This window comes from Clostridium acidisoli DSM 12555 (genome assembly GCF_900176305.1).
Taxonomy (GTDB): domain Bacteria; phylum Bacillota; class Clostridia; order Clostridiales; family Clostridiaceae; genus Clostridium_I; species Clostridium_I acidisoli.
The window spans coordinates 1-24000 of the sequence record NZ_FWXH01000018.1; the positions used below are offsets into that span (position 1 = coordinate 1).

General features: G+C 30.8%; 24 protein-coding genes. 11 read left to right on the forward strand and 13 right to left on the reverse strand.

Going from position 1 to position 24000, the window contains the following annotated elements:
• The 4 genes from B8978_RS15615 to B8978_RS15630 form a co-directional block, all read right to left on the reverse strand.
• On the reverse strand, positions 1 to 93 hold a 93-nt coding region (locus B8978_RS15615), incomplete at its 3' end, for a rubredoxin (protein ID WP_139796068.1).
• A 431-nt stretch (positions 94 to 524) separates the two neighbouring features.
• The gene (locus tag B8978_RS15620) at positions 525 to 1061 is read right to left on the reverse strand and encodes a peroxiredoxin (protein ID WP_084117165.1); all 537 of its coding nucleotides are present in this window, start codon (positions 1059 to 1061) and stop codon (positions 525 to 527) included.
• An 87-nt stretch (positions 1062 to 1148) separates the two neighbouring features.
• The gene (locus B8978_RS15625; protein ID WP_084117167.1) at positions 1149 to 1376 is read right to left on the reverse strand and encodes a glutaredoxin domain-containing protein; all 228 of its coding nucleotides are present in this window, start codon (positions 1374 to 1376) and stop codon (positions 1149 to 1151) included.
• A gap of 2 nt (positions 1377 to 1378) precedes the next feature.
• Positions 1379 to 2326, reverse strand: coding sequence for an NAD(P)/FAD-dependent oxidoreductase (locus B8978_RS15630; RefSeq protein ID WP_084117168.1), 948 nt, complete (start codon positions 2324 to 2326; stop codon positions 1379 to 1381).
• 349 nt (positions 2327 to 2675) lie between these two features.
• On the opposite strand from B8978_RS15630, the gene B8978_RS15635 reads away from it, so the two are divergent.
• From B8978_RS15635 to B8978_RS15645, 3 genes are read left to right on the forward strand one after another with little or no spacing between them, the layout of a single operon-like run.
• A complete protein-coding gene (locus B8978_RS15635) occupies positions 2676 to 2861 on the forward strand; it encodes a spore coat associated protein CotJA (RefSeq protein WP_084117170.1) in 186 nt (61 codons plus the stop codon).
• Between the two features lie 21 nt (positions 2862 to 2882).
• Entirely contained in the window at positions 2883 to 3155 is a 273-nt protein-coding gene (locus B8978_RS15640) for a spore coat protein CotJB (RefSeq protein WP_084117172.1), read from the forward strand.
• A gap of 10 nt (positions 3156 to 3165) precedes the next feature.
• The gene (locus tag B8978_RS15645; RefSeq protein WP_084117174.1) at positions 3166 to 3738 is read left to right on the forward strand and encodes a manganese catalase family protein; all 573 of its coding nucleotides are present in this window, start codon (positions 3166 to 3168) and stop codon (positions 3736 to 3738) included.
• Positions 3739 to 3826: 88 nt separating this feature from the next.
• On the opposite strand, the gene B8978_RS15650 is transcribed toward B8978_RS15645, so the two are convergent.
• Positions 3827 to 4516 (reverse strand): response regulator transcription factor, encoded by a 690-nt coding sequence (locus B8978_RS15650; RefSeq protein WP_084117176.1) that lies wholly within the window; start codon positions 4514 to 4516, stop codon positions 3827 to 3829.
• 647 nt (positions 4517 to 5163) lie between these two features.
• The gene (locus tag B8978_RS15655; protein ID WP_084117178.1) at positions 5164 to 5790 is read right to left on the reverse strand and encodes a nitroreductase family protein; all 627 of its coding nucleotides are present in this window, start codon (positions 5788 to 5790) and stop codon (positions 5164 to 5166) included.
• Positions 5791 to 5989: 199 nt separating this feature from the next.
• Between B8978_RS15655 and B8978_RS15660 the strand changes: the two genes are divergently transcribed.
• The gene (locus B8978_RS15660; protein WP_084117180.1) at positions 5990 to 6856 is read left to right on the forward strand and encodes an AraC family transcriptional regulator; all 867 of its coding nucleotides are present in this window, start codon (positions 5990 to 5992) and stop codon (positions 6854 to 6856) included.
• A gap of 17 nt (positions 6857 to 6873) precedes the next feature.
• Here B8978_RS15660 and B8978_RS15665 read toward each other — a convergent pair whose 3' ends face one another.
• The 7 genes from B8978_RS15665 to B8978_RS15695 all read right to left on the reverse strand — a co-directional run bounded on the left by B8978_RS15665 (position 6874) and on the right by B8978_RS15695 (position 16091).
• Positions 6874 to 8121 carry an MFS transporter gene (locus B8978_RS15665; RefSeq protein ID WP_084117182.1) on the reverse strand — a complete coding sequence of 416 codons (1248 nt, stop codon included), beginning with the start codon at positions 8119 to 8121 and terminating at the stop codon, positions 6874 to 6876.
• Positions 8114 to 8650 (reverse strand): PadR family transcriptional regulator, encoded by a 537-nt coding sequence (locus B8978_RS15670; RefSeq protein ID WP_084117183.1) that lies wholly within the window; start codon positions 8648 to 8650, stop codon positions 8114 to 8116. Before B8978_RS15670 ends, B8978_RS15665 begins: the two co-directional genes overlap by 8 nt.
• Before the next feature lie 165 nt (positions 8651 to 8815).
• Positions 8816 to 10798, reverse strand: a complete 1983-nt coding sequence (locus B8978_RS15675; protein ID WP_084117185.1) for an ABC transporter ATP-binding protein — start codon at positions 10796 to 10798, stop codon at positions 8816 to 8818.
• Positions 10795 to 12522, reverse strand: coding sequence for an ABC transporter ATP-binding protein (locus B8978_RS15680; protein WP_084117187.1), 1728 nt, complete (start codon positions 12520 to 12522; stop codon positions 10795 to 10797). Before B8978_RS15680 ends, B8978_RS15675 begins: the two co-directional genes overlap by 4 nt.
• Before the next feature lie 19 nt (positions 12523 to 12541).
• Complete coding sequence (locus B8978_RS15685) at positions 12542 to 12997, reverse strand: MarR family winged helix-turn-helix transcriptional regulator (protein WP_084117189.1); 456 nt, start codon at positions 12995 to 12997, stop codon at positions 12542 to 12544.
• 184 nt (positions 12998 to 13181) lie between these two features.
• Positions 13182 to 14417 carry an MFS transporter gene (locus B8978_RS15690; protein WP_084117191.1) on the reverse strand — a complete coding sequence of 412 codons (1236 nt, stop codon included), beginning with the start codon at positions 14415 to 14417 and terminating at the stop codon, positions 13182 to 13184.
• 588 nt (positions 14418 to 15005) lie between these two features.
• A complete protein-coding gene (locus tag B8978_RS15695; RefSeq protein WP_207651896.1) occupies positions 15006 to 16091 on the reverse strand; it encodes an ArsR/SmtB family transcription factor in 1086 nt (361 codons plus the stop codon).
• Positions 16092 to 16626: 535 nt separating this feature from the next.
• On the opposite strand from B8978_RS15695, the gene aroF reads away from it, so the two are divergent.
• The 7 genes from aroF to aroE are packed head-to-tail and all read left to right on the forward strand — an operon-like array spanning position 16627 to position 23944.
• Positions 16627 to 17658, forward strand: a complete 1032-nt coding sequence (gene aroF, locus B8978_RS15700) for a 3-deoxy-7-phosphoheptulonate synthase (protein WP_084117195.1) — start codon at positions 16627 to 16629, stop codon at positions 17656 to 17658.
• A 43-nt stretch (positions 17659 to 17701) separates the two neighbouring features.
• Complete coding sequence (locus tag B8978_RS15705; RefSeq protein ID WP_084117197.1) at positions 17702 to 18502, forward strand: prephenate dehydrogenase; 801 nt, start codon at positions 17702 to 17704, stop codon at positions 18500 to 18502.
• The gene (aroB, locus tag B8978_RS15710) at positions 18495 to 19556 is read left to right on the forward strand and encodes a 3-dehydroquinate synthase (RefSeq protein WP_084117199.1); all 1062 of its coding nucleotides are present in this window, start codon (positions 18495 to 18497) and stop codon (positions 19554 to 19556) included. Before B8978_RS15705 ends, aroB begins: the two co-directional genes overlap by 8 nt.
• Positions 19557 to 19573: 17 nt before the next feature.
• A complete protein-coding gene (gene aroA, locus B8978_RS15715; RefSeq protein ID WP_084117201.1) occupies positions 19574 to 20866 on the forward strand; it encodes a 3-phosphoshikimate 1-carboxyvinyltransferase in 1293 nt (430 codons plus the stop codon).
• Positions 20847 to 21929 carry a chorismate synthase gene (gene aroC / locus B8978_RS15720; RefSeq protein ID WP_084117202.1) on the forward strand — a complete coding sequence of 361 codons (1083 nt, stop codon included), beginning with the start codon at positions 20847 to 20849 and terminating at the stop codon, positions 21927 to 21929. The genes aroA and aroC overlap by 20 nt, the downstream gene beginning before the upstream one ends.
• A gap of 20 nt (positions 21930 to 21949) precedes the next feature.
• Entirely contained in the window at positions 21950 to 23113 is a 1164-nt protein-coding gene (gene pheA / locus B8978_RS15725; protein WP_084117204.1) for a prephenate dehydratase, read from the forward strand.
• A 12-nt stretch (positions 23114 to 23125) separates the two neighbouring features.
• Entirely contained in the window at positions 23126 to 23944 is an 819-nt protein-coding gene (gene aroE, locus B8978_RS15730; protein ID WP_084117206.1) for a shikimate dehydrogenase, read from the forward strand.
• Positions 23945 to 24000: the final 56 nt, after the last annotated feature.

A 24000-nucleotide genomic window follows, 5' to 3' on the forward strand; every position in this document is an offset into this window, starting at 1 on the left:
TTCAAAGGCAGTTCCTGGATCCACCCCATTATCTGGGTCTCCGTCCTCAGGATCATAAATATATCCACATACTACACAAACATATTTTTTCATATTAACTCCTCCTACCTCATATTATTTTGTTATATACATTATAAAAATAAACGAAATTTATTCATAATAGTGTGAAATTGCGAATCAAGTTGGTTAAAGATTTTTACTCTACTGCGTGAGTAAAAAGGTGAAAGATTGCCAGAGTGGCAAGATTAAAGAATTAACGATGATACCGTTAATGGTGAGAGAATTTGCTTTCAGCAAAAGGACTAGGATGATTTTTCTACGCTATGCTACGAAAAATCCTTGAACTTAGCTGAAATTCATCTTTTGCCTGTTACGTAAGTAACTTCTCTCACCTTTGACGGCTTTAGCCCTGTCAATTCTTTCATCTAGCCGAAGGCTTTCTTTAATCTTTTTATCTAGCTTTAGCTATGATAAAATTCTTTAGTCTTTACTTCGCAATTTCTTCATATTACTTAAAAACTTTATTAAAGATTTGCATCTCCATCCTGCCAATCTACTGCACACATACCACCGGATTGTAAAGCCTTTAATACTCTCAATGTTTCATCCACACTTCTACCAACATTTAAATCATGTACAACGGAATATTTAAGTACTCCTTCAGGATCTATTATAAACAATCCTCTAAGAGCTATTCCCTCTTCCTCAATATGGATTCCATATTTCTTGCTTACTTCATAAGTTTTATCTGATGCGATAGGAAAATTAATCTTACCTAATCCACCATCTTCTTTACTTTTATTTATCCAAGCTTCGTGTGAATATTGACTATCACAACTAGCAGCTAAAACATCTGCATTTAATGCCTTAAAATCATCGATTCTCTTACTAAATCCAGTTATTTCTGTTGGGCAAACAAATGTAAAATCTAAAGGATAGAAAAAGAAAACTAACCATTTTCCCTTATAATCTCCTAATTTTACTTCAGTAAAACCACTTCCATCACCTTTAACTGCATTTAATTTAAAATCTGGTGCTAATTTTCCTACTAATCTTTCCATAAAAATAACCTCCCATTTATACCATAGTTGAAATACGTAAGGTGCTCTCATTACACCTTTCATTAAAATTTCTCATTACCCATACCATTATTTTTGAATTAATTTATCTATTTTAGCCTTATCAAAACCCAATACAATGTTTCCATCTATATTTATTACTGGCACTGCTGATTGCTCAGACAATTTAAACATTTCTTCTCTGCCTTCCATATCATCAGCTACATTTACATCAACATATTCTATATTTTTTGATTTTAAATATTCCTTTGTTTTTTTGCACCATGAGCAAGTTGGTGTTGAATAAATTTTTATCATAATTATCTACCTCCGTTATTTTTGTTTAATTCTACAATATATTTTTCAGCATTTAAAGCTGCTATAGTCCCGTCGCTTACAGCTGTGGTAAGTTGTCTTATCTGCTTGTTTCTTACATCTCCAGCTGCGAAAACACCTTTTATATTTGTCTCCATATTCTCATTTGCTTCAATATAACCCCATTTGTTTATATTAATATAATCTTTAAACAAATCTGTTTTAGGTACATAACCTATATAAACAAATATTCCATCTGAATGTATTTCACTTTGTTCTCCAGTTTTAACATTCTCTATTAATATTTTCTCTATATTCTTATCTCCAACTACATGCCTAATTTCACTATTCCAAATAATATCTACATTTTCATGTTTAAACAGTTCCTCTTGATTTGCTTTTTCAGCTTGAAGTGTATCTAGCTGATGTACTATAGTAAGTTTCTTAGCATATCTTGTAAGATAAGTAGCTGCTTCAATTGCTGAATTTCCTCCGCCTACTACTACAATGTCCTTACCATCATATAAGGCTCCATCACAAAGTTCACAATAATGAATTACCTTACCATGCAAAGCTTTTTCCTCCTCAATTGGAAGTTCTCTTGGCTTTGCTCCAGTAGCAATAATAACCGATTTAGCTTTGTAAATTACATCTTCAGTTTCAATAATTTTCTCATGGTCTGTTAAATTTACAGATTTAATATAACCAAATTCGTTTATATTTACTCCAAGTTTTAAAGCATGGTTTTCAAATTTACTAGCAAGTTCATCTCCTGATATAAAATCAAACCCAGGAAAATTTTCTACGCTATAACTATTTTTTATTTGTCCACCCACTAATTCATCCTCAAGAACTATCGTATCTAGTTTAGATCTTACAGCATATATTGAAGCTGTCAGCCCTGCTGCACCTGCACCTATTATTACAAGATCAATTTGTTTTTCTTCTTTCATAACATACACCACCATTCCTTAACCCGATGATAATTTATAGAACAACTTTCTTTAATTCATTTCTTTATAATCATTATTAATTAATAATAATTATCTTTAAGATTATTATATTCCTTCTGGAAAACAAATGCAATATTAAATTTTATATTTTTTGAAATATTTTATTTAGTATTTACAAAACATATAAATATATTTAATTTGTATCAATTGAATTTTATACAATCTAATTATCTATAAATTATCATATAGAATCATTATTGTCAACATATTTAAATCATATATAACACGAATAATTTATTCATGAATATCATATTATTGTAAGTTAAAAAATAAGAGGTGAAGTTTAATAATGTATGAAGATTCCAATTCTCATAATAGAAAACATTCTGATCACATGCAAGCCAAACCATCAAACATGGTCCTTGCTAGAGCATATATCCCAGATCAGCCGTTTATAGGTTTGCTTCCACTTGATGTAGCTTTTAAGAGAGGCACAGTATTTCCTAATCTGGATGTAACTTACCCAAGAATTTAGTTAATAATTGGAGGATGTAAAATGGAGAAAACTTATAATGATTTACCTAAAAAAGAGCTAATAACAAAAATTCATCAGCTTAAATTTGCTGCTGTGGATTTAAATTTGTATTTAGATAATCACCCTGGTAATAAAAGAGCATTAGATGATTATAATACTATAACAAGAAGATTGATTGCTGCTATAGATCTTTACGAATCGAAATATGGTCCTCAAACAAATTTTGGAGGATCTGAGAGTAAACATCCATGGGCATGGGTGGATGAGCCTTGGCCTTGGGAAATTGGAGAATAGGAGGATTGCTATGTGGAATTATGACAAAAAACTTGAATATCCAGTTAAAATAAAAAACAAAGATTTAAAAATGGCAAAATTTTTAGTAGCTCAATATGGTGGACCTGATGGAGAGCTTGGAGCCGCTTTAAGATATTTAAATCAACGTTATACTATGCCAACTGGTAAAACTAAAGGACTTCTTACAGACATTGGTACCGAGGAATTAGCTCATGTTGAAATTATTTGCGCTATGATATATCAGTTGCTAAAAGGAGCTACTCCTGACGAATTAGCAGCAGCAGGACTTGGTGCTAATTATGTACAGCATGATAATTCTCCTTTTCCAACAGATGCTAATGGAGTTCCTTGGACTGCCACTTACATTGCAACTTTAGGTAACCCAGTTGCAGATTTACATGAAGATCTTGCCGCTGAACAAAAGGCTAAAATAACTTATGAGCATCTAATAGATCTTACAGATGACTATGATGTAAAAGACGTTTTAAAATTTTTGTGGGCCAGAGAGGTTGTTCATTATCAACGGTTTGGTGAAGCGCTAGTTGGCGTATACGATTTGCTAGATAAAAAGAAGTTTTATTAATTTTAGCAACATAAAAAAGAAATGTACATTTTATATTTAAAAAGAGAGTTACTTAAAGGTGACGAATGTCACCTTCTTAATACTTTAATCAATTAATCACTAGTTTGTAGCCAACACCTCTAACGGTTTTAATAATTTCATGTTCTTTATCACACAGTTTATCTCTTAAATACCTTACGTAAACTTCTACAATGTTTTCATCACCTTCAAAGTCACAACCCCAAACCTTTTCCAATATAATATTTTTACTAAGAACTAAACCGTTATTTACAATTAGGTACTTAAGTAAATTATATTCCGTAGGAGACAATTGTAAGATTTTATTTTCAAAATATATCTCATGTGCCCCATCATCTATAGCGAACTTTCCTATATTTAATTTAGTGCTTTTACATATATAATTATTTCTAAGTCTAGCATTTATTCTAGCTAGTAATTCTTTGAAGCTAAAAGGTTTTATCATATAGTCATCAGCACCTAAATTTAGCCCCTTTACTCTATCATCAATATCACCTTTAGCAGTAAGCATAATTACTGACGTTTCAATGTTTTCTTTTAGTTCTCTACATATTTCATACCCATTTCTTCCTGGTAACATTATATCCAATATTATCAAATGAGGTCTTAACTCCATAGCTACCGTTATAGCTTCTTCTCCATCGTAGGCAGTGTAAACTCTATACCCTTCAGCCTCTAATCCCATTTTTATAAATTCAACTATACTTTCTTCATCATCTACAACAAGAATGTTAATTTCTTCGTTACCTTTTATATCCATAAAATATTAACCGTCCTTAACAGTATTAAATAAAATAATATTAATTCTTAATATAAAGAAATTGCGAGGCAACTGGTTAAAGATTTTTCCTCTACTGCATGAGTAAAAAGGTGAAAGATTGCCTGAGTGGCAAGATGGAAGAATTAACGGTAAGGCCGTTAATGGTGAGAGAATTTGCTTGCAGCAAAAGGTTTATGATGATTTTTCTACGCTATGCGTGGGAAAAATCTTTGAACTTAAAATATATAATCTAAAGTATATTGCCATTCATTTTTGACCTAAGGTGGTGGTACTCAATGTATATGTATTTATTACATGATTAACCATAATATGAACACCTAAGGCTACGCCTAAAAACAAAACCTACGGTTAAGACATATTGTAGAGTTGTCTCTAGATATTAAGACCTATAAATTTAAATTCATGATTTTTCTGACGTAGGAGGAAAATCTTCCTTTCCCGGATGCGTAAGCAACTTCTCTCACCTTTGACGGCTTTAGCCTCGTCAATTCTTCCATCTAGCCGAAGGCTTTCTTTAATCTTTTTATATAGCTTTAGCTATGATAAAATTCTTTAGTCTTTGTTTCCAACTTTCTCACTACTATGAACTTTCACTTCTACCTACTATTTTACCACAAATCAAAGACTTAGATATACTTAACAAACTCTGAAACTGGTTTTCTATATCCTCTTAGTCTTATATTATTAGGATCTTCTTTCCCGATTGTTATAAGAAGTGCTGGCTCATAGTCATCTTCTATATGAAATAGTTTTTTTGTCTCGTTAATGTTGAACCCAATCATAGGACAAGTATCCCATCCTTTATCCTTCGCAGCAAGCATAAACATCATAGCTGATAGTGAAGCATTCCTTATAGCCTCATCTCTAGTAAAACTCTCTCCTCTGCCTTCATACATATTGTATATGTCCTGTACAGTTCTACTATATGATATTTCATCTAACATACCTAGCACTTTCATTGGTTCGTATATTCTTTCAGTATCTTTATACGCTTTTTTGTTACCAAGTACTATAATTGCAGCTGATGCAGTATGTACCTTGTATTGTGGACATGCTTTATCTCTAAAAACTTCCTTCATTCCTTTATCCTTTATAACAAGATATTTAGTATGTTGTAGATTAAAACATGAAGGTCCTAGAATAACCTCGCTAAATATTTCATTAAGTTCACTTTCTGTTATTTCAACACCTTCAATAAAATTATTTGCCGATTTTCTTGCATTTATTAGTTCATGAAAATTTGAATATCCCATATCATTAACTCCTCTACTATTAATTAAAATCTAATTTGCCAATTATACGTGCTTACTTTATATAAGTATAATACTAAAAATAACAATTCATTGTCAACAATTTCTTATTTCGTAATATTTAAACTTTACAAAATTTCTTGATGCATTTTACAAAGTCATATATTATAAAACTATATAAACTACAAGTTGGTGATAAATTTTGAATGAAGAAGCTATATTAAAGATTAAAAAAGGTTATCTAAATGAAAATTTTAAATATTTTCATTTAAAAGATAAAAAGAATATGAAATTTGAATCTCATTATCATGATTTTAATAAAATTATAATATTTATTTCTGGTACAGTAAATTACTTAATTGAAGGAAAATCATATAAATTAAAACCTTGGGACATTATTTTTGTAAATACCAATGAGGTTCATAGACCTATTGTAAGCCCTGATAATCAATACGAAAGAATAATAATATGGATAAACAAAAAATTTTTAAATAGCTATAATACAGCGAATACAGAATTACTTACATGCTTTAAGATTGCTTCGGAAAAAAAACATAATTTATTGCGACTAGATATACACAATATAAATAGGTTAAAAATACTTTTACAGACACTTGAAACTGAAAATAATAATCATGATTTTGGAAGCGATATTTTAAGGAACTCAGTATTGATTCAATTGATGGTTTATATGAACAGACTATTTCTAAAAAATAAAATTGACGATTATGAGATTGATGTTGAATACGATAAACATATAGTTGAGATAATAGAATATATCGGAAATAACTTAAATGGTGAATTATCCATTGAGAAGATATCTTCAACCTTCTATATAAACAAATATTACCTAATGCATAAATTTAAGGAGCAAACCGGATTTACACTTCATAATTACATTCAACAAAAAAGATTACTTTATGCAGTGTCACTTATAAGAAATGGTGCTCAAATATCAACAGTATATCTAGAATGTGGTTTTGGTGACTACTCAAGCTTTGTTCGTGCCTTTAAGAAAATGTTTGAACTTTCTCCAAAAAACTATTATAAAGCCATTCAGAATTTATAGAATCGCTTTATAATAAATTAATCTTTTTTCTTTGCAAATGATGTATTCTTTACCATCACTAGTATTGGCATCATACAAATTAATGCTACAAACCCGCAGCCAAAGAAACCTACATTAGGATTAAATTTTTCTGTTATTGCACCTGCAAATAAGTTTCCAAAAGGTGTAGTTCCCATATTAGCTAAAGTATATACACTCATAACTCTTCCTCTATATTCATCACTAGTATTAATTTGAATAGTTGAATTGGCTGATGCGGAAAATGCTACTGTAAAAAATCCTACTATTGCAAGCATTATACCTGATAAGCCATAAGAATGAGTAAACAGCAGTAATATTTGAAATATGCACACTAGAACAGAACTTCCAAATAACATCTTCTTACTAGGCCCCTTTTTTGCCCTAGTTGCAACTGATATTGCCGCTATAAAAGAACCTACTCCCATTATGGAAAGTAGAAAGCTGTATCCTGCTGCCCCTTCATGTAAGACTACTGTTGCAAAGGATGGAATAATAACATCTGAGTTCATAGAGAAAGTCCCAACTGCAAACACTGATAGCACTGTAGCTAAAATTATCTTATTTGACTTTATATGCTTTAATCCTTCTTTTACATCTGATAATATACTTCCTCTTTGTTTGGATTTTTGTGAGTACTTTGGTTTGATAAGAATTATCCCAAATATTACTGCTATAAAACTCGCTCCATTGAGAAAAAAGCATACATCTGTTCCAAACTTCACCATCATATATCCTGCAAAGGCAGGTCCTGCTATTCTAGCAACATTAAAAACCGATGAATTAAGACCTATTGCATTTACAATACTTCTCTTGCCTACCATCTCTGGTATAAATGCTTGTCTTGTAGGCATGTCCCAAGCATTTACACACCCCATTACTACAGCAATTAATAATACTTGCCAATATCTAACTTCCTTACTCCATACTAAAAATGCAAGTATAAATGCAAGTATCATTAGACTGCTTTGTGTAATTATAAGGACTTTCTTTTTATTAAACCTATCTATAAACACTCCTGTAAAAAGTGTAAATAAAAGAACCGGTGTAAATTGTGCAACTCCTAGTAGTCCAAGTAGTAAGGGCGACTTAGTAAGGGTATACACAAGCCACTGCTGTGCTGTTCTCTGCATCCATGTTCCAAGAAGAGAAATACATTGTCCTGTCCAAAAGTATCTAAAGTTATTTTCCTTAAATGCAGGAAAGCTTTCTCCTATACTCTTTCTTAGATTTGATAAACTATTCATCTGTCTTTTCATCTCCTGATAATATTTTGTTTAAAAATTCCTCCTCAAGCTTATAATGTGCTAATAAATACTTTCTTATGAGATGCCGCTTCGTTGGATATAGTTCCTTTGACTTTTCAAAGGTAGTGTTGAACTCATCTAAAAACTCCTCTAGTTTATTAAGTCTGTTTTCTATAAGCTTATCAAATTCATCTTTAGGTAAAAAATTTCTACAGGATAATCCTATACTGAGTTTAAAATAGTATTTTTCAATATTTTCAATTGTTTTCCGCGTAGACTCAAAGAACTGCTTATTACCTTCTTCAGTCAAATGATATCTCTTTCTTTGAGGCATATTTCCTTCTTTTTCGAAAGTATATTCTAAAAGACCCTTTTGACATAGCCTATCAAGTACTTGATATATAGCTGTACCTGAAATTTTAACCCAGTGTCTTAATTGTCTTTTTTCAATTAAACGTTCAAGTTCATATGCATAATATGGTTTATCCTTTATAAATTTAATTAAAATTAATTCTACATCTGATAGCATTATTATCACTCCTATGTTTAATACTACTATTAATAGTACTACTGTTGCTAATAGTAGTCAAATTACAACTACTAATTAATTAATAAGAGATTTCCTGTAAATCAAACAAAAAGAAGTGTCGCACTATCATTTACTTAGTGCGACACTTCCCTATTTTAATTTGTACTAGCCTACATCTTCTCCATCAGAAAATTGGCTATTATAAAGATCTGCATAAAATCCGTTTTTCTTCATAAGTTCATCATGATTACCTTGTTCAATAACACTTCCGTTTCTCATAACAAGAATAACATCAGCATCACGTATTGTGGATAACCTATGAGCTATAACAAAACTTGTTCTTCCCTTCATTAAGTTTCCCATAGCCTTCTGTATAAATATCTCGGTTCTAGTATCAACACTACTTGTAGCCTCATCAAGAATAAGTATTCTTGGGTTAGCAAGTATGGCTCTAGCAATTGTTAAAAGTTGTTTTTGACCTTGAGATATATTTGATGCTTCTTCATTAAGTATAGTGTCATAACCTTCTGGAAGAGTTCTTATAAAGTGATCTGCATGCGCTGCCTTTGCAGCATTAATTATATCTTCTTCTGTAGCATTATCTCTTCCATAAGCTATATTGTCTCTGATAGTTCCATTAAATAACCATGTATCTTGTAGCACCATACCAAACATGCCTCGAAGATCTGCACGAGTCATTTCTCTAGTATCAACTCCATCAACTGTAATTCTACCATCATTTATTTCATAAAAACGCATAAGCAAGTTTACAAGAGTAGTTTTTCCTGCACCTGTTGGTCCAACAATAGCCACTGTTTGACCAGGTTTAGCCTCAAGATTCATATCCTCTATTAATGTTACATTTTCCTTATAACCAAATTTCACATGTTCAAACTTAACTTCACCTTTTGGTAATTCAATAACCTTTGGTTGTTTGTCTTCAGCAATTTCCTCTACTTCTTCTAATAGCTCAAATACACGTTCAGCAGAAGCAACTGTTGATTGAAGAATATTTGCTATATTAGCTGTCTGAACTATTGGCATTGTAAATTGCTTTGAATATTGTATAAATGCTTGAATGTCTCCAATTTCGATTTTCTTTTTAATAACAAACATTCCACCAACTACGCATATAACAACATACCCAACATTGTTTATAAAATTCATTACAGGCATTACAATTCCAGATATAAACTGTGCTTTCCAACCAACTTCATACAATTCATCATTGATTTTCTCAAATTTTTCAATAGATTCTTGTTCTCTTCCAAAAACTCTTACAATATTGTGACCTGTATATATTTCCTCTACATGACCATTAAGTTCTCCTATTGCCTTTTGTTGACCAGCAAAATACTTTTGTGATTTTTTTGCAAAACCACTAGTTGCTATACCGCAAATTGGCAATGTTACTATTGCAACAAGTGTCAGTATTGGGCTTATTGTTAACATCATAATAATAACGCCTAGTATGGTTACAACAGAGGACACAAGCTGCGTCAAACTTTGCTGAAGTGTTGTTGATATATTATCCATATCATTTGTTACACGACTTAGTATCTCACCATGAGTTTTAGAGTCATAATATTTTAGTGGTAATTTGTTAAGCTTAGTACTCAAATCCTCACGCATGTCATATACAATGTTTTGAGCTATTCCAGCCATAACATACTGCTGAACAAAAGTAAATAATGCGCTTACTAGATATAGTCCAATAACCATTAGTAATATATGTCCAATATAAGTAAAATCTATTTTTCCACCAGTTTCGCTTATAACCTTTGCTATCCCTGCTTTAATAGCTGCAAGTCCACCCGAAACCTTAGGATTAGGAGTCTTACTCATACTTGCAATTTTCTCTAGGGATACCTTTTGTGTATTTAATTTTGCAAGTGCTATTTTACCATAAACACCTTCATAAAGCTTGGTTGTTGCTTTTCCCATTATCTTAGGGCCGGCAATACTAAAAATTGTACTACAAATGGCCATTACAAATACAAGTATTACCTTAACTAAATTAGGTTTAAAATATGATAGTAGCTTTTTTATTGTTCCCTTAAAATCCTTAGCCTTTTCTACTGGAGCGCCAAAGCCTCCCATTGGTCCACCCTTTTGTGGACCATGATTGGTATTTTTCTTTTCACTCATGCTAATTCCTCCTCTGAAAGCTGTGAAGATGCAATTTCCTTGTACACTTCATTGCTATTTAAAAGTTCTCTATGAGTTCCCATTCCTACTATTCTTCCTTCATCTAAAACTATAATTCTATCTGCTTCCATAACTGTACTTATTCTTTGAGCTACAATAATTACTGTTGACTGCTTAGTTTCACTCTTTAATGCAGCTCTAAGTTTTGCATCAGTTTTAAAATCAAGAGCTGAAAAACTATCATCAAATACGTATACTTCAGGTCTTCTTACCAATGCACGTGCAATAGACAAACGTTGTTTTTGTCCACCAGAAACATTACTTCCTCCTTGGGCTATTACTGAATCAAAACCATCTTTCATGTCTGTAATAAAGTCATATGCTTGAGCAACTTTTGACGCATGTTCTACTTCATCATTACTTGCTTCTCTATTTCCAAATTTTATATTATCAGATATAGTTCCAGTAAATAATACTGCTTTTTGAGGAACAAATCCTATTTTTGATCTAAGTTCTTTTTGTGAAAGCTCTCTTGAATCTACTCCATCCACTAATATACTTCCACTATCAATATCATAAAAACGTGGTATCAAATTAATTAAAGTTGACTTTCCAGAACCAGTTCCTCCAATTATTGCAGTAATTTCTCCTGGCTTTGCACTAAAAGAAATATTGTTTAAGGCAGGTTGTTCTGCACCTGGATAGCTAAAAGTTACATCTTTAAATTCAATATATCCTCTTTCAGCACCTGAATTTTTTGTGTTTTTAGAATCTACAATTTCTGGCTTCATATCTAAAACTTCACTAATTCTAACAGCAGATGCTTCTGCACGAGGAATCATGATAAACATCATTGCTAGCATAAGGAAAGAGAACATAATCTGCATAGCATATTGAATAAATGCCATCATATCTCCCACTTGAAGACTACCGCTATCAATTCTTATTGCTCCAAACCAAATAACTGCAAGTTGTGTAACATTTAATATTACCATCATAAATGGCATTAACCCTGCCATTATTCTATTTACTGTAAGTGATGTGTCCCTTAACTCTATATTTGCATTATTAAATTTCTTCTTTTCCTTATTTATGTTGTTAAAAGCACGTATAACTCTTATACCTGTGAGACCTTCTCTGGTAACAAGATTTAATTTATCTAGCTTTTTCTGTATAGCCGTAAAATATGGTAATCCTTTTAAAAGAAAAATTCCAATTACAATAATTAAGAGTGGCAGTGATACTGCAAAAATAAGTGTGAGCTTTGCATCTTTATGTGCAGCTAAGATGATACCTCCAATACACATAAGTGGTGCACTTATCATCATACGCATTATCATTACTAGTAGTTGTTGTACTTGAACAATATCATTTGTTGTTCTTGTTATCATTGAGGCTGTTCCAACTTTATCAAATTCATGTAAAGAAAAATTTTCAGCCTTAGTAAAGATCATACTTCTAAGTCTTTTTCCAAACTTGATTGCAACTTGTGATCCTATAAAATTAGCTATTATAACACATATACCATCACCTAAGGCTACCAAAATCATTGTTTTCCCTGTATTTAAAATATAAGTGTTATCGCTTTTAGCAATACCATTATTTACAATATCGGACATCAACGTTGGTAGATAAAGTTCTGCTAATGATTGAATAAAAAACAATACTATTACTATTACTATTGAAAATAAAAATGGCTTTAAATACTTAATTAATTTTGTCATATATGATCATCTCCGTTCTTTAACTATTCATTTTAATTTCACTAAAATAAGTAACTGCATCAGCTAACAAATCAGCTAGCTCATTACCTCTTTCATTTCCTAAATATCTTACTAGTCCTTCTATCATTTCATTAAATGCCTTAAAAGTCTTCCTTAGGACATCTTCACCTGCTTCAGTTAGTTTAATTCTAACTGCTCTTCTATCGTTTTTATCTGCATTTCTCTCAACATACCCTCTAGCTTCTAAATTATTAATTTGTTGAGTTATTGTTGGTGATGCTACTTTAAGTACACGGCTTAGCTCCGAAGTTTTAATTCCAGCTTCATCTGAACTAATATTTTTTTTTATACAAAACACTAGCATTGCCTCACTATGAGTTAGTCCTTCAATTGGACTTCCATGCTTGCTTATACGTCTAAATTCATTTATTGATTTTAAAAGTTTTTGTGCTGTTAAACTTATATCCTCTTCCACTCTCTCACCTCCGCATTCACTATAATACCTCAAATAGTTTAATTAGGTAGCCTAATAATCTATATTGTTTACTATTAACATACCTAAGTATATTGTTTTTTATTTTTAAAGTCAATACAAAAAATTTATTTAATATTTTTTTAATAATTTTAAACGTTACCATAAAAATATCATATTCTATTGCTTAAATTATCCCTTTATTAACTTCCTTATTCGTAATTTTTATTGTGGATATTCCTGCAATTGTTACAATAATTCCAGATGCTAAAACTATGGAAGTAACCACATACATTTTAGATATGATCCCACCTATGAAATATCCAAGAGGAACTGTTGCTCCTGCTATCATTCCAAAAACACTACTCACTCTCCCCATAATTTCATTTGGTATAAGCGTCTGCATAATAATACTTAATGAACTATTAGTTATTCCAAATGAACATCCCAATAAAAGTAATGATATTGCTGCCGTTATTAAGTTTTTGCTTAACGCAAAACTTATCATAAAGATGCCTTCTCCAGCAACACCGATAGTTAATAAATAATAATGCTTTATCTTTTTAGTTATAATTGGAGAGATTAATGAACTAGCTATACCTCCAACAGCTATAATTGCAATAAGTAATCCATATGCACTGCTATTTGATTTTAATATTTTAGATGAATATATTGGTATATATATGTCCAAAGGCGCCGTAAGAAAATTAACAATAATTCCTGCAACAATCATAAAGAAAAATATAACTTTAGTATTAATGCAATATATAAACCCTTCTTTTAAATCTTCAATAAAACTTTTTATCAAATTATTGTTTGTTTTTTCTTTATCTTTGGAAACCGTTGCTACATTAATAAAAATTTCAAAAATTGAAGATATAATAAATGAAATACTGTTTATTATAAATAATATTTTTACCCCTGTTACCGCAATTAGTACTCCTGCCAAAGCTGGTCCTACAATTCCACATGAAAACCTTGTTAATTGATTCATAGAATTTGCAATAGGTAAGTCTTCTTTTTTTACTATGGAAGGTATCACCGCATTAATTGAAGGAGAGAAAAATGCTCCTATTGAAGCTATTGAAAATGATATTGCATATATAATCCAAATTTTCAGTAAACCGCTTAAACTTAAAATAAAAACAACTCCTATTAGAATGCCGCTAATTATATCACATATAATTAGTATTTTTTTTCTGTTAAATCTATCTGCAATTACTCCAGCAATTGGACTTAAAAGTACAATTGGTACTTGCGAAAATATTAAGGATATTCCCATTTGAACTGTAGATCCTGTAACAAGCATTACATACCACATTACTGCAATAGAATACACTGAATCTCCAAATATGGATATACTGTGGCCTAACCATAAAAATAAGAAATCTTTGTTGTTAATCAAATTAAATTTTTTAATCATTTTAATCCTCCTATTATTCTTATAGAACTTTATTGAATTCGATAGTTATCGAACTATATAGTTAAAAAAATTTATTTCGTATTATATAAAGAAATTGTAAAGCAATAGTGAAGGGTTTTAACGATTGCTTCGCACGTTAAAAGGTGAAGCGTTTATGTATAAATCCATAAAGGCTAAGGAAATTTTTCCTCCTTATGTCGGAAAAATAATGAATTTAAATTTGTATGACTTAGTATTTAAAGATAACTCTACTATATATTTTAACCGTAGATTTTGCTCTTTGGCGTAGCCTCTTGTATTTATACAAGAGTTTAATATGCAATAACATTTATTCATGGAACACTACGACCTTGGGTCAAAAAAATGAACGACAAAATACTTTAGATTATAGATTTAAATTCAAAGATTTTTCGAAGCATAGCGAAGAAAAATCATCCATAGCTTTTTCCCACGGAAAACCCATCATCTTTGACTAGCAAAGCGTCTGTCAAACCCTTCACCTCGCTTTAGCGACCCTTCGCCTTTTCACCGCGAAGCATAAGTGAAAACCCTTCACCCGTACTTCTCAATTTTTAACCATTATGTACTTCATTCAAGCATTTTATCAATAGCATCACATATTATTTGTTTCATATTCTCTGAATTAAATGTGTAATATATTCTATTTTCTACCTTAGATTCTTTTATAAATTTATTATAAGTTAGTGCATTTAAATGATATGATATGGTTGAATTAGAAAGTTTTAATTTTTGTGCAATCTCTTTTCCATAATAAGGCCTTTCATTTAACAATTTAATTATATTGAGCCTTGTTTCATCTCCAATTGATTTAAACATCTGTACATTTGATAATATAGAATGTTTATCCTCTAGGAAACAATCTTGATATTTATATCCAATTAAATAGTAACTAGTATTTTTACCCACCATATATGACCTTAATGATGCAGCCTCGTAAAAATATGATATTCCAAAAACATTTTGTTGTAACCTATCGTAATCCCCATTTGTTAATATTTTTACATATTCTTTGCCATATCTTTTTATATTCTTTATTATAAGCTTTTCGTACTTTTCTAATTTGGTGTTAATAAATTTGGGCATATCAATATAAACATTTTTATAGTACCAATCTAAAAGTTGTAAAAATTCATCTTTCATTTTATCTGGATTAATAAAAAATTGCAGTAACTCCCATTTTTTATCTGATGGTATACAAATTTTATTATTAATGAAATCAATTGCCTCTTTCTCATCTGTAATTAGTTTTTCTGTTATCTGAATTGAATCTTTCTCATATTCTTCTAAATTATAACCTGTACTTATAAAACAAGATAAAATTTTGCTACTAGTCATTTTCTTAACATTATTTAAAAAAGTTGGTATATCCTCTGTTTTATTTTCTATAATGAACTTAAACAAACACATACCATAAAATGTTTCCCAGTCAAAAAACATCCGTATCCTTTTATAGATTTCTTCAGGTATTTTTTCACGAGTATTTTTCACCCAATTTATTATATCCTCATTAAACTTTAATTTTTTTGACTTAGCCACATCATTTCTCAAAAATTTTTCATTGCAATTAAGCCTAAAAATACTTGCCAAAAAATCAAATACATCTGAATGAATGATTTCTACATTATCAATAATTTTAATTGGTATCGCCTCCAAATAATTTTATAGTATATATATTTATTATATTTCGATATATATCGAATGTCAATTTTATGCATAATATTTTTTTATTTATAGGTGCAGAATATATTAATTTAATAATTTAAAGTAGCAAATAACTACAATGTTATAATTATTTCATTATTTTAATAAGAATAACCTTTCACCCATTGACATAAATATTCAGTTTGTTATAATGGATAAAAAGTTACTAATTGATAAAATTTATTAAAAAGGAAGAGTAGGTGAGTTGTAATGTCAAACTTAATCATGAAAAGTTCAAAAGTTGTATATGGTTTTTACTTTAGCTTGGGCTACTATTTTAGCGCAGGTTATTACTTTTGCACAAAAAAATTGAATAGATACTTTCATGATGAGTTAATAGAATTACAGGTCATTTAAAAATACGTTAATTTTAAAGTATAGATTAACAAAGAGAAGACTCATTACGGGTCTTCTCTTTTTTTCTACTTAATCCAGATAATATTTATCTTAACTTTAAAACACAATACAAAATAAGGGGGCAATTACTATGATAATTGTAATTAAATCAGGAGTTCCAAAAAATGAAATTGAAGAATTCAAATCAAAATTAGAAGGCAAGGGGCTAATAGTTCATGAAGATTTTGGGCAGGAGTACTGTATATTGGGTCTAATTGGGGATACTAGCAGCATAGATCCTAAACAAATTGCTGCATACAATATTGTTGAAAAAGTAATAAAGGTTCAAGAACCTTTCAAAAAAGCTAATAGATTATTCCACCCAGAAGATAGTTTAATAGATGTTAATGGAATTAAGATTGGAGGAGGAAATTTTACTGTAATAGCTGGACCTTGCTCTGTTGAAAGCGAAGAGCAAATTGTTGGAATTGCAGAAGATGTTAAGAGGGCTGGTGCCGGTCTCTTAAGAGGTGGTGCTTTTAAACCAAGAACTTCACCTTACAGTTTCCAAGGTTTAAGACAAGAAGGATTAGATCTTTTAAAAATTGCAAGAGAAAAAACAGGTCTTCCAATAGTTACTGAAATCATGTCTGCTGATATGATTGAACGTTTTGTAGAAGATGTTGATTTAATTCAAGTTGGCGCAAGGAATATGCAAAATTTCGAACTTTTAAAAGAGCTAGGTAAAACAAATAAACCAATTCTTTTAAAAAGAGGCCTATCTGCAACTATTGAAGAATTATTAATGTCAGCAGAATACATCATGGCTGGCGGAAATGAAAATGTAATATTATGTGAAAGAGGTATAAGAACCTTCGAAACTTACACAAGAAACACTTTAGATTTAAGTGCTATACCAGCTATAAAAAGACAAAGTCACCTACCTATTATTATTGATCCTAGCCACGCTGCCGGAATGTGGTGGATGGTTGAACCATTATCAAAAGCTGCGGTTGCCGCTGGTGCTGATGGTCTTATAATTGAAGTACACAATGATCCTGCAAATGCATTATGTGATGGTCAACAATCTATAAAACCTAAAAAATTCGAATCCCTAATGTCATCATTAAAAGAAATAGAAAAATTCAAATGGAGATTTGACATAAGTGAACTCGGACTTTAATATAACCATCGTTGGTCTTGGACTAATAGGGGGTTCCTATGCAATGGCTCTTAAGGAGGAGCTTAATCCTAAAAATTTATGGGGTGTTGACATAGATGCTAAGACAATTGAAACTGCTAAAAATATGGGTATTATAGATGATGGTTTTAAAGATGCTAAGATTCCTTTAGAAAATTCTGATATAGTCATAGTTTCTCTATACCCAGAACTTGCAATAGATTTTATAAAAAGCAATATACAAAATTTTAAGAGAGGTGCAGTAATCACTGACACCTCTGGTATTAAAGGCAAGGTTGTAGGTGAAATATCCTCTTGCCTCCCTGACTACTTAGACTTTATTGGAGGCCATCCAATGGCTGGCAGAGAAGCTAAAGGTCTTTCTTATGCTTCAAAAGATATATTTAAAAATGCTAACTACATACTTACTCCAACTGAAAAAAACAAGAGTGAAAACCTTGCTTTAATAAAAAACATTGCATTAACTATAGGTTGCTCAAATGTGGTTTCAGTAGATCCAGAATCTCATGACAAAATAATCGCTTATACTAGCGGTCTACCACATCTTATTGCTGTATCTCTAGTTAGTTGTAACAATTTTGGAAATACTCAAAAATCATTTATTGGTGGGGGCTTTAGAGACACCACAAGAATTGCAGAAATCAATCCAGATCTTTGGTCTGAACTGTTTATTTCAAATAAAAACAACATAATAGAACAAATTGATAAATTCCAAAGCAATCTATCAATTTTAAAAACAGCTATCGAAAATGAAGACATGATTAAAATAAAAGAAATTTTTGATTCAGCTAGTAAAAAGAGGAGTGAACTAAACAGTAATGAATAATATTGTAGTAAATCTTTCTCATAAAAGCTATCCTCTCTATATTAAAAGAGGATTAATAAATCAAATTGGTGATGAAATTGCAAAAATATATACTGGTAAAAAAATTGCAATCATAACAGATGAAAATGTTAATGCACTTTATGGCAAAGTAGTAGAAGATAGTTTAAAAAACAGTGGTTTTAATATTAAAACTGTTGTACTAAAACCTGGCGAAAGGAGTAAATCAGTAGAATCCTTATTAGAAGTTTACGATAAGCTATTGGACTTTGGTATAACAAGAGGCGATATTATAATAGCTTTAGGTGGCGGTGTAATTGGTGATTTAACTGGTTTTGCAGCATCTACTTTACTAAGAGGAATACCTTTTATTCAAATTCCAACATCACTACTAGCACAAATCGATAGTAGTATTGGTGGCAAAGTTGCTGTGGATCTTCCAAAAGGTAAAAATTTAATAGGCAGTTTCTACCACCCAGAAGCTGTGTTTATAGACCCAAATGTACTTAATACATTAAGTACAAAATTTTTACATGACGGCATGGGCGAGGTCATAAAATACGGTGCCATAAAAGATGCTGACTTGTTTCGTAAATTAGAAAATTTTAAGGACGATCATGATCTCCTAGCAAATATAGATGAAGTTATTTATACGTGTTGCAGCATAAAAAAAGTTGTGGTAGAAAAAGATGAAAAAGATACTGGTGATAGAATGATGCTCAACTTTGGTCACACCATTGGTCACTCCATAGAAAAATACTTTAATTTTGAAAAATATACTCATGGCGAAGCAGTTTCTATGGGTATGTATTTGATTACAACAAAAAGTGAAGCTTTAGGTATAACTGAGAAAAATTCAGCTGAAAGAATTAAAAATTTGCTTATAAAATATGAACTTCCTTATGAAGTTAAAAATCTTGACAAGTCAAAAATTTTAGAAACTATAGCTTTTGATAAAAAAAATAATAAAGACAATATAAATATAATTTTACTAAACAAAATTGGAGATGCATTTATTAAGAAGATAAAAAGTTCTTCTATGATAGATTATATTTAGAAAGGCGGATATGAAAAATGAACTGTGTTAAAATAAGTCCATCAAGGCTTAGAGGTGAAGTAACGATACCACCATCAAAAAGTTTAAGCCATAGAGCAGTTATTTCAGCAGGACTTTCAAGCGGTGAAAGCATAATAGAAAATGTTATGTTTTCTCAAGATATAATTGCTACCTGTAGTTGCATGGAAGCATTAGGTGTAAACATAGAAAAAATTAAAACTGGTGATAATATTTATACACTTAAAATAACTGGTTGTAAATCTTTTAAGCTACAAAAAAATGAAATTGATTGCTTTGAATCGGGTTCAACTCTAAGATTTTTCATACCTATTTCTTTAATTAATGAAAACAATATTACATTTAACGGCAAAGGCAAACTTGTGTCCAGACCTTTAGATGAATACTATAAAATTTTCGAGAAACAATCTATAGAATACACTAATGCTTCTGGTAATTTGCCTCTAACAATTGATGGACACCTTAAAGCTGGTGCGTTTGACATTGCTGGCAATGTAAGTTCACAATTTATAACTGGACTTCTATTTGCACTGCCACTTCTTAAAGATAATTCTGTTATTAAAATCATCGGTAAGCTAGAGTCAAAAGGTTATGTAGATTTAACGTTAGATATTTTGAATAAATTTTCTATTGAAGTTATTAATGATAATTACCATAGTTTTTACATAAAAGGCAATCAAGAATATAAAAGTAAAAATTACAGAGTAGAAGGCGATTTTTCTCAAGCTGCTTTTTGGCTTGTAGCAGGTGCTATAGGTGGAGATATTTCTTGCCTTGATTTAAATGCAAATTCCCTTCAAGGTGACAAAGAAGTTTTAGATATTATAAACCGTATGAATGCTAATGTTAGTATTTATGATAATAAAATCAACACTAAATTAGCTTCTACAAAACATACTATTATAGATGGCTCTCAATGTCCTGATATAATTCCTGTACTTGCAGTTCTTGCTTCAGTAAGTGAAGGAACTACTGAAATTATAAATGCAGGAAGACTTAGAATCAAAGAGTCTGACAGATTAACTGCAATTACAACAGAACTAAAAAAACTAGGAGCAGATATAGAAGAAAAAAATGATGGTCTAATCATAAATGGGAAACCTCAATTAAACGGCGGTGAAGTTGATAGCTGGAATGACCATAGAATAGCTATGTCTCTCGCTGTTGCTGCCCTTAAATGCACAAATGACGTAATCATAAAAGATAGTAGTTGTATAAATAAATCTTACCCTACTTTTTGGGAAGACTTTAGAAAATTAGGAGGAAAGATAAATGAGTGGAACTTGGGGTAAAAACATTAAACTTTCAATTTTTGGTGAATCACATGGCAGTGCTATTGGCATTACTATCGATGGTTTAGAGCCTGGCCTTGAAATTGACATTGAAGCTGTAAAAAAAGAAATGGACAGACGGGCTCCTGGTAGAAGTCCTCTTGCAACTGCTAGAAGAGAAAGCGATACCTTTGAAATTCTATCGGGATATTTTAATGATAGAACTACGGGAACTCCACTTTGTGCCATAATTCGTAATGCTGATCAACATTCAAAGGATTATGGTGATTTAAAGAAATTGATGCGTCCAGGTCATGCAGATTATACTGGGAATGTTAGGTATAAAGGTTTTAATGATTACAGAGGTGGTGGTCACTTTTCTGGGAGGATTACAGCTCCTCTAGTATTTGCAGGTGCTATTGCTAAACAGATTTTAGCTAATAAAGGCATAATAATAGGAAGCCACATTAAGAGTATTGAAAAGATCCAAGATGCTTCTTTTGAGGAAATTGATTTAAATGAAGACCTTATAAGAAAGCTGTCTTACGAATCCTTTCCTGTTATAAATAAGTCATCAGGAGATAATATGCAAGAACTTATACTTAAGGTAAAAAAAGATTTAGATTCTGTTGGTGGTATAGTTGAAACTGTAATTTTAAATTTACCTTCTGGAATTGGTTCTCCATTTTTTGATTCAGTTGAATCCCATTTATCTAGCATTATATTTTCAATTCCAGCCACAAAAGGCATTGAATTTGGAAAAGGATTTGATATATCAGCATTAAAGGGCTCAGAAGCAAATGATGAATTTTATATTGAAAATGATATTATTAAAACAAAGACTAATAATAATGGTGGCATATTAGGTGGTATAACAAGTGGCATGCCTCTTGTATTTAGAACTGCAATTAAACCAACAGCTTCGATCTCAAGGGAACAACATACCGTTGACATAGAAGCTCATAAAAATGCAACGCTCTCAATAAAAGGTCGTCATGACCCTTGCATAGTTCCAAGAGCAGTTCCTGTAATAGAGGCTGCCAGTGCTATCGCTATACTTGATTTAATGCTTGACATTAGATAATTTAAGGGAAGGGATATACTATGAAGGATTTAGAAACACTAAGAAAAGAAATTGATACTATAGATGCACAATTAATTGCCCTTTATGAACAAAGAATGGATGCGGTAATGGGTGTTGCAGAATTTAAAAGCAAACACTCAATTCCAATACTCAATGACTCAAGAGAAGCTGAAGTAATCAAGAAAAACCTTAAACTCCTTCAGAATATGGAGTACGTAAAACCTACCGAAGAACTATTAAAATCAATAATGACTATTAGTAGAAATTTTCAGTCCAAGAAAATATTTTCTAATACTGAAGATGATAGTGTAACTTCATGTGATAAATTTCAATATACTACAAAAGATGATGAAGCTACGGGTAATTACACAATTGGCTTTCAGGGCGTTCCTGGATCCTTTAGTGAAGAGGCTTTAATATCCTATTTTGGAGAAACGGTACAATCTAAAAATTTTAATGAATTTGAAGATGTATTTGAGGCTCTAAAAAATGAAGAAATTCACTATGGAGTTTTACCAGTAGAAAACTCTTCTACTGGAGGTATAAATGAAGTATATGACCTTTTAAGAAAATATGGCCTGTATATTGTAGGCGAAACGTGCATAAAAGTGTCTCATAATCTTTTAGGTGTTAGTGGTACAAAAATAGATGATATAAAAGAAGTGTATTCACATCCTCAAGCTTTTGAACAGAGTAGCACCTTTTTTAAAGAGCATCCTAATTTAAAACTTATCCCATACTATAATACAGCTATAAGTGCAAAACTTGTTTCAGAAAAAAATATACGTACGATTTCCGCAGTAGCCAGTGAAAAAGCAGCTAAACTCTATAATCTTGAGATAATTGCAAAAGATATTAACTATAATACTCACAATTATACAAGATTTATAATAGTTAGCAAAAATCTTGAGATAAATAAACAATGTGATAAAATTAGTGTTGTTATAACCGTACCCCATAAAACAGGTTCTCTTTATAACATATTAAGTAACTTTGCAGAAAACAATTTAAACATGATGAAGATAGAATCTAGACCAATAGAAGGTAAACCATGGGAATACTTTTTTTATATAGATTTTGAAGGTAATATAGCTAACACTAAAATTCAATCAGCTTTATCTTTAATAGATGGGAATTCCAGTTATTTTAAACTTTTAGGCAATTATAAATGTACCACTTTATAGGAGGTTTTTTGAATGACTACTTTATATGGACTTATAGGTGAAAAGCTAGGGCATAGCCTGTCTAGCATTATACATAAAAAATTATTTAAACTTCTAAATATGGATTCAGACTATAAATTATTTGAAATAAACAAACCTGACCTTAAAGCTAACTTTATTAAACTTAAAAATGAAGGAATACAAGGTTTAAATGTTACAATTCCTTATAAAGTTGATGTTATGGATTTTTTAGATGATATATCAAATGAAGCTAAATCTATTGGTGCTGTAAACACAGTTTGCTTTGAAAATCATAAAATAATTGGCCATAACACAGATTATTTTGGTTTTGCACGAATGCTAGACAAAAACTCCATAAAAATTAAAGACAAAGTTGTTGTTATTCTTGGAGCTGGCGGTGCTGCAAAAGCTGTAATTCAATATATCTCAAACACCTCTGCCAAAAGAACAATATTAGTTAGCAGAGATCCATCTAAGGTCTCAAAAAATTTTAAAAATGTAGAATTTATGAACTACAATCAATTAAACGACTTAGACTGTGGTGATGTTGTTATAAATTGTACGCCTGTTGGCATGTATCCTAATGTAAATAATTCACCTATCAGTGAGGATTGTATATCAAAATTTTCTGTTGCTGTTGATTTAATATATAACCCATCTGAGACAAAGTTTTTAAAACTAGCACGAGAAAATAAACTACAATCTGTTAATGGGCTATATATGCTTGTGGCACAGGCAATTTCAGCTGAGGAACTTTGGAATCATATTAAAATTGATGATAAAATTATTGATGAGATATATAAAGATTTAATTAGAGATACAAATTCCTGAATTTTTTAATATTGTTCATAATATGAAGAAATTGCGAAGTAAAGTGAATGGTTTTA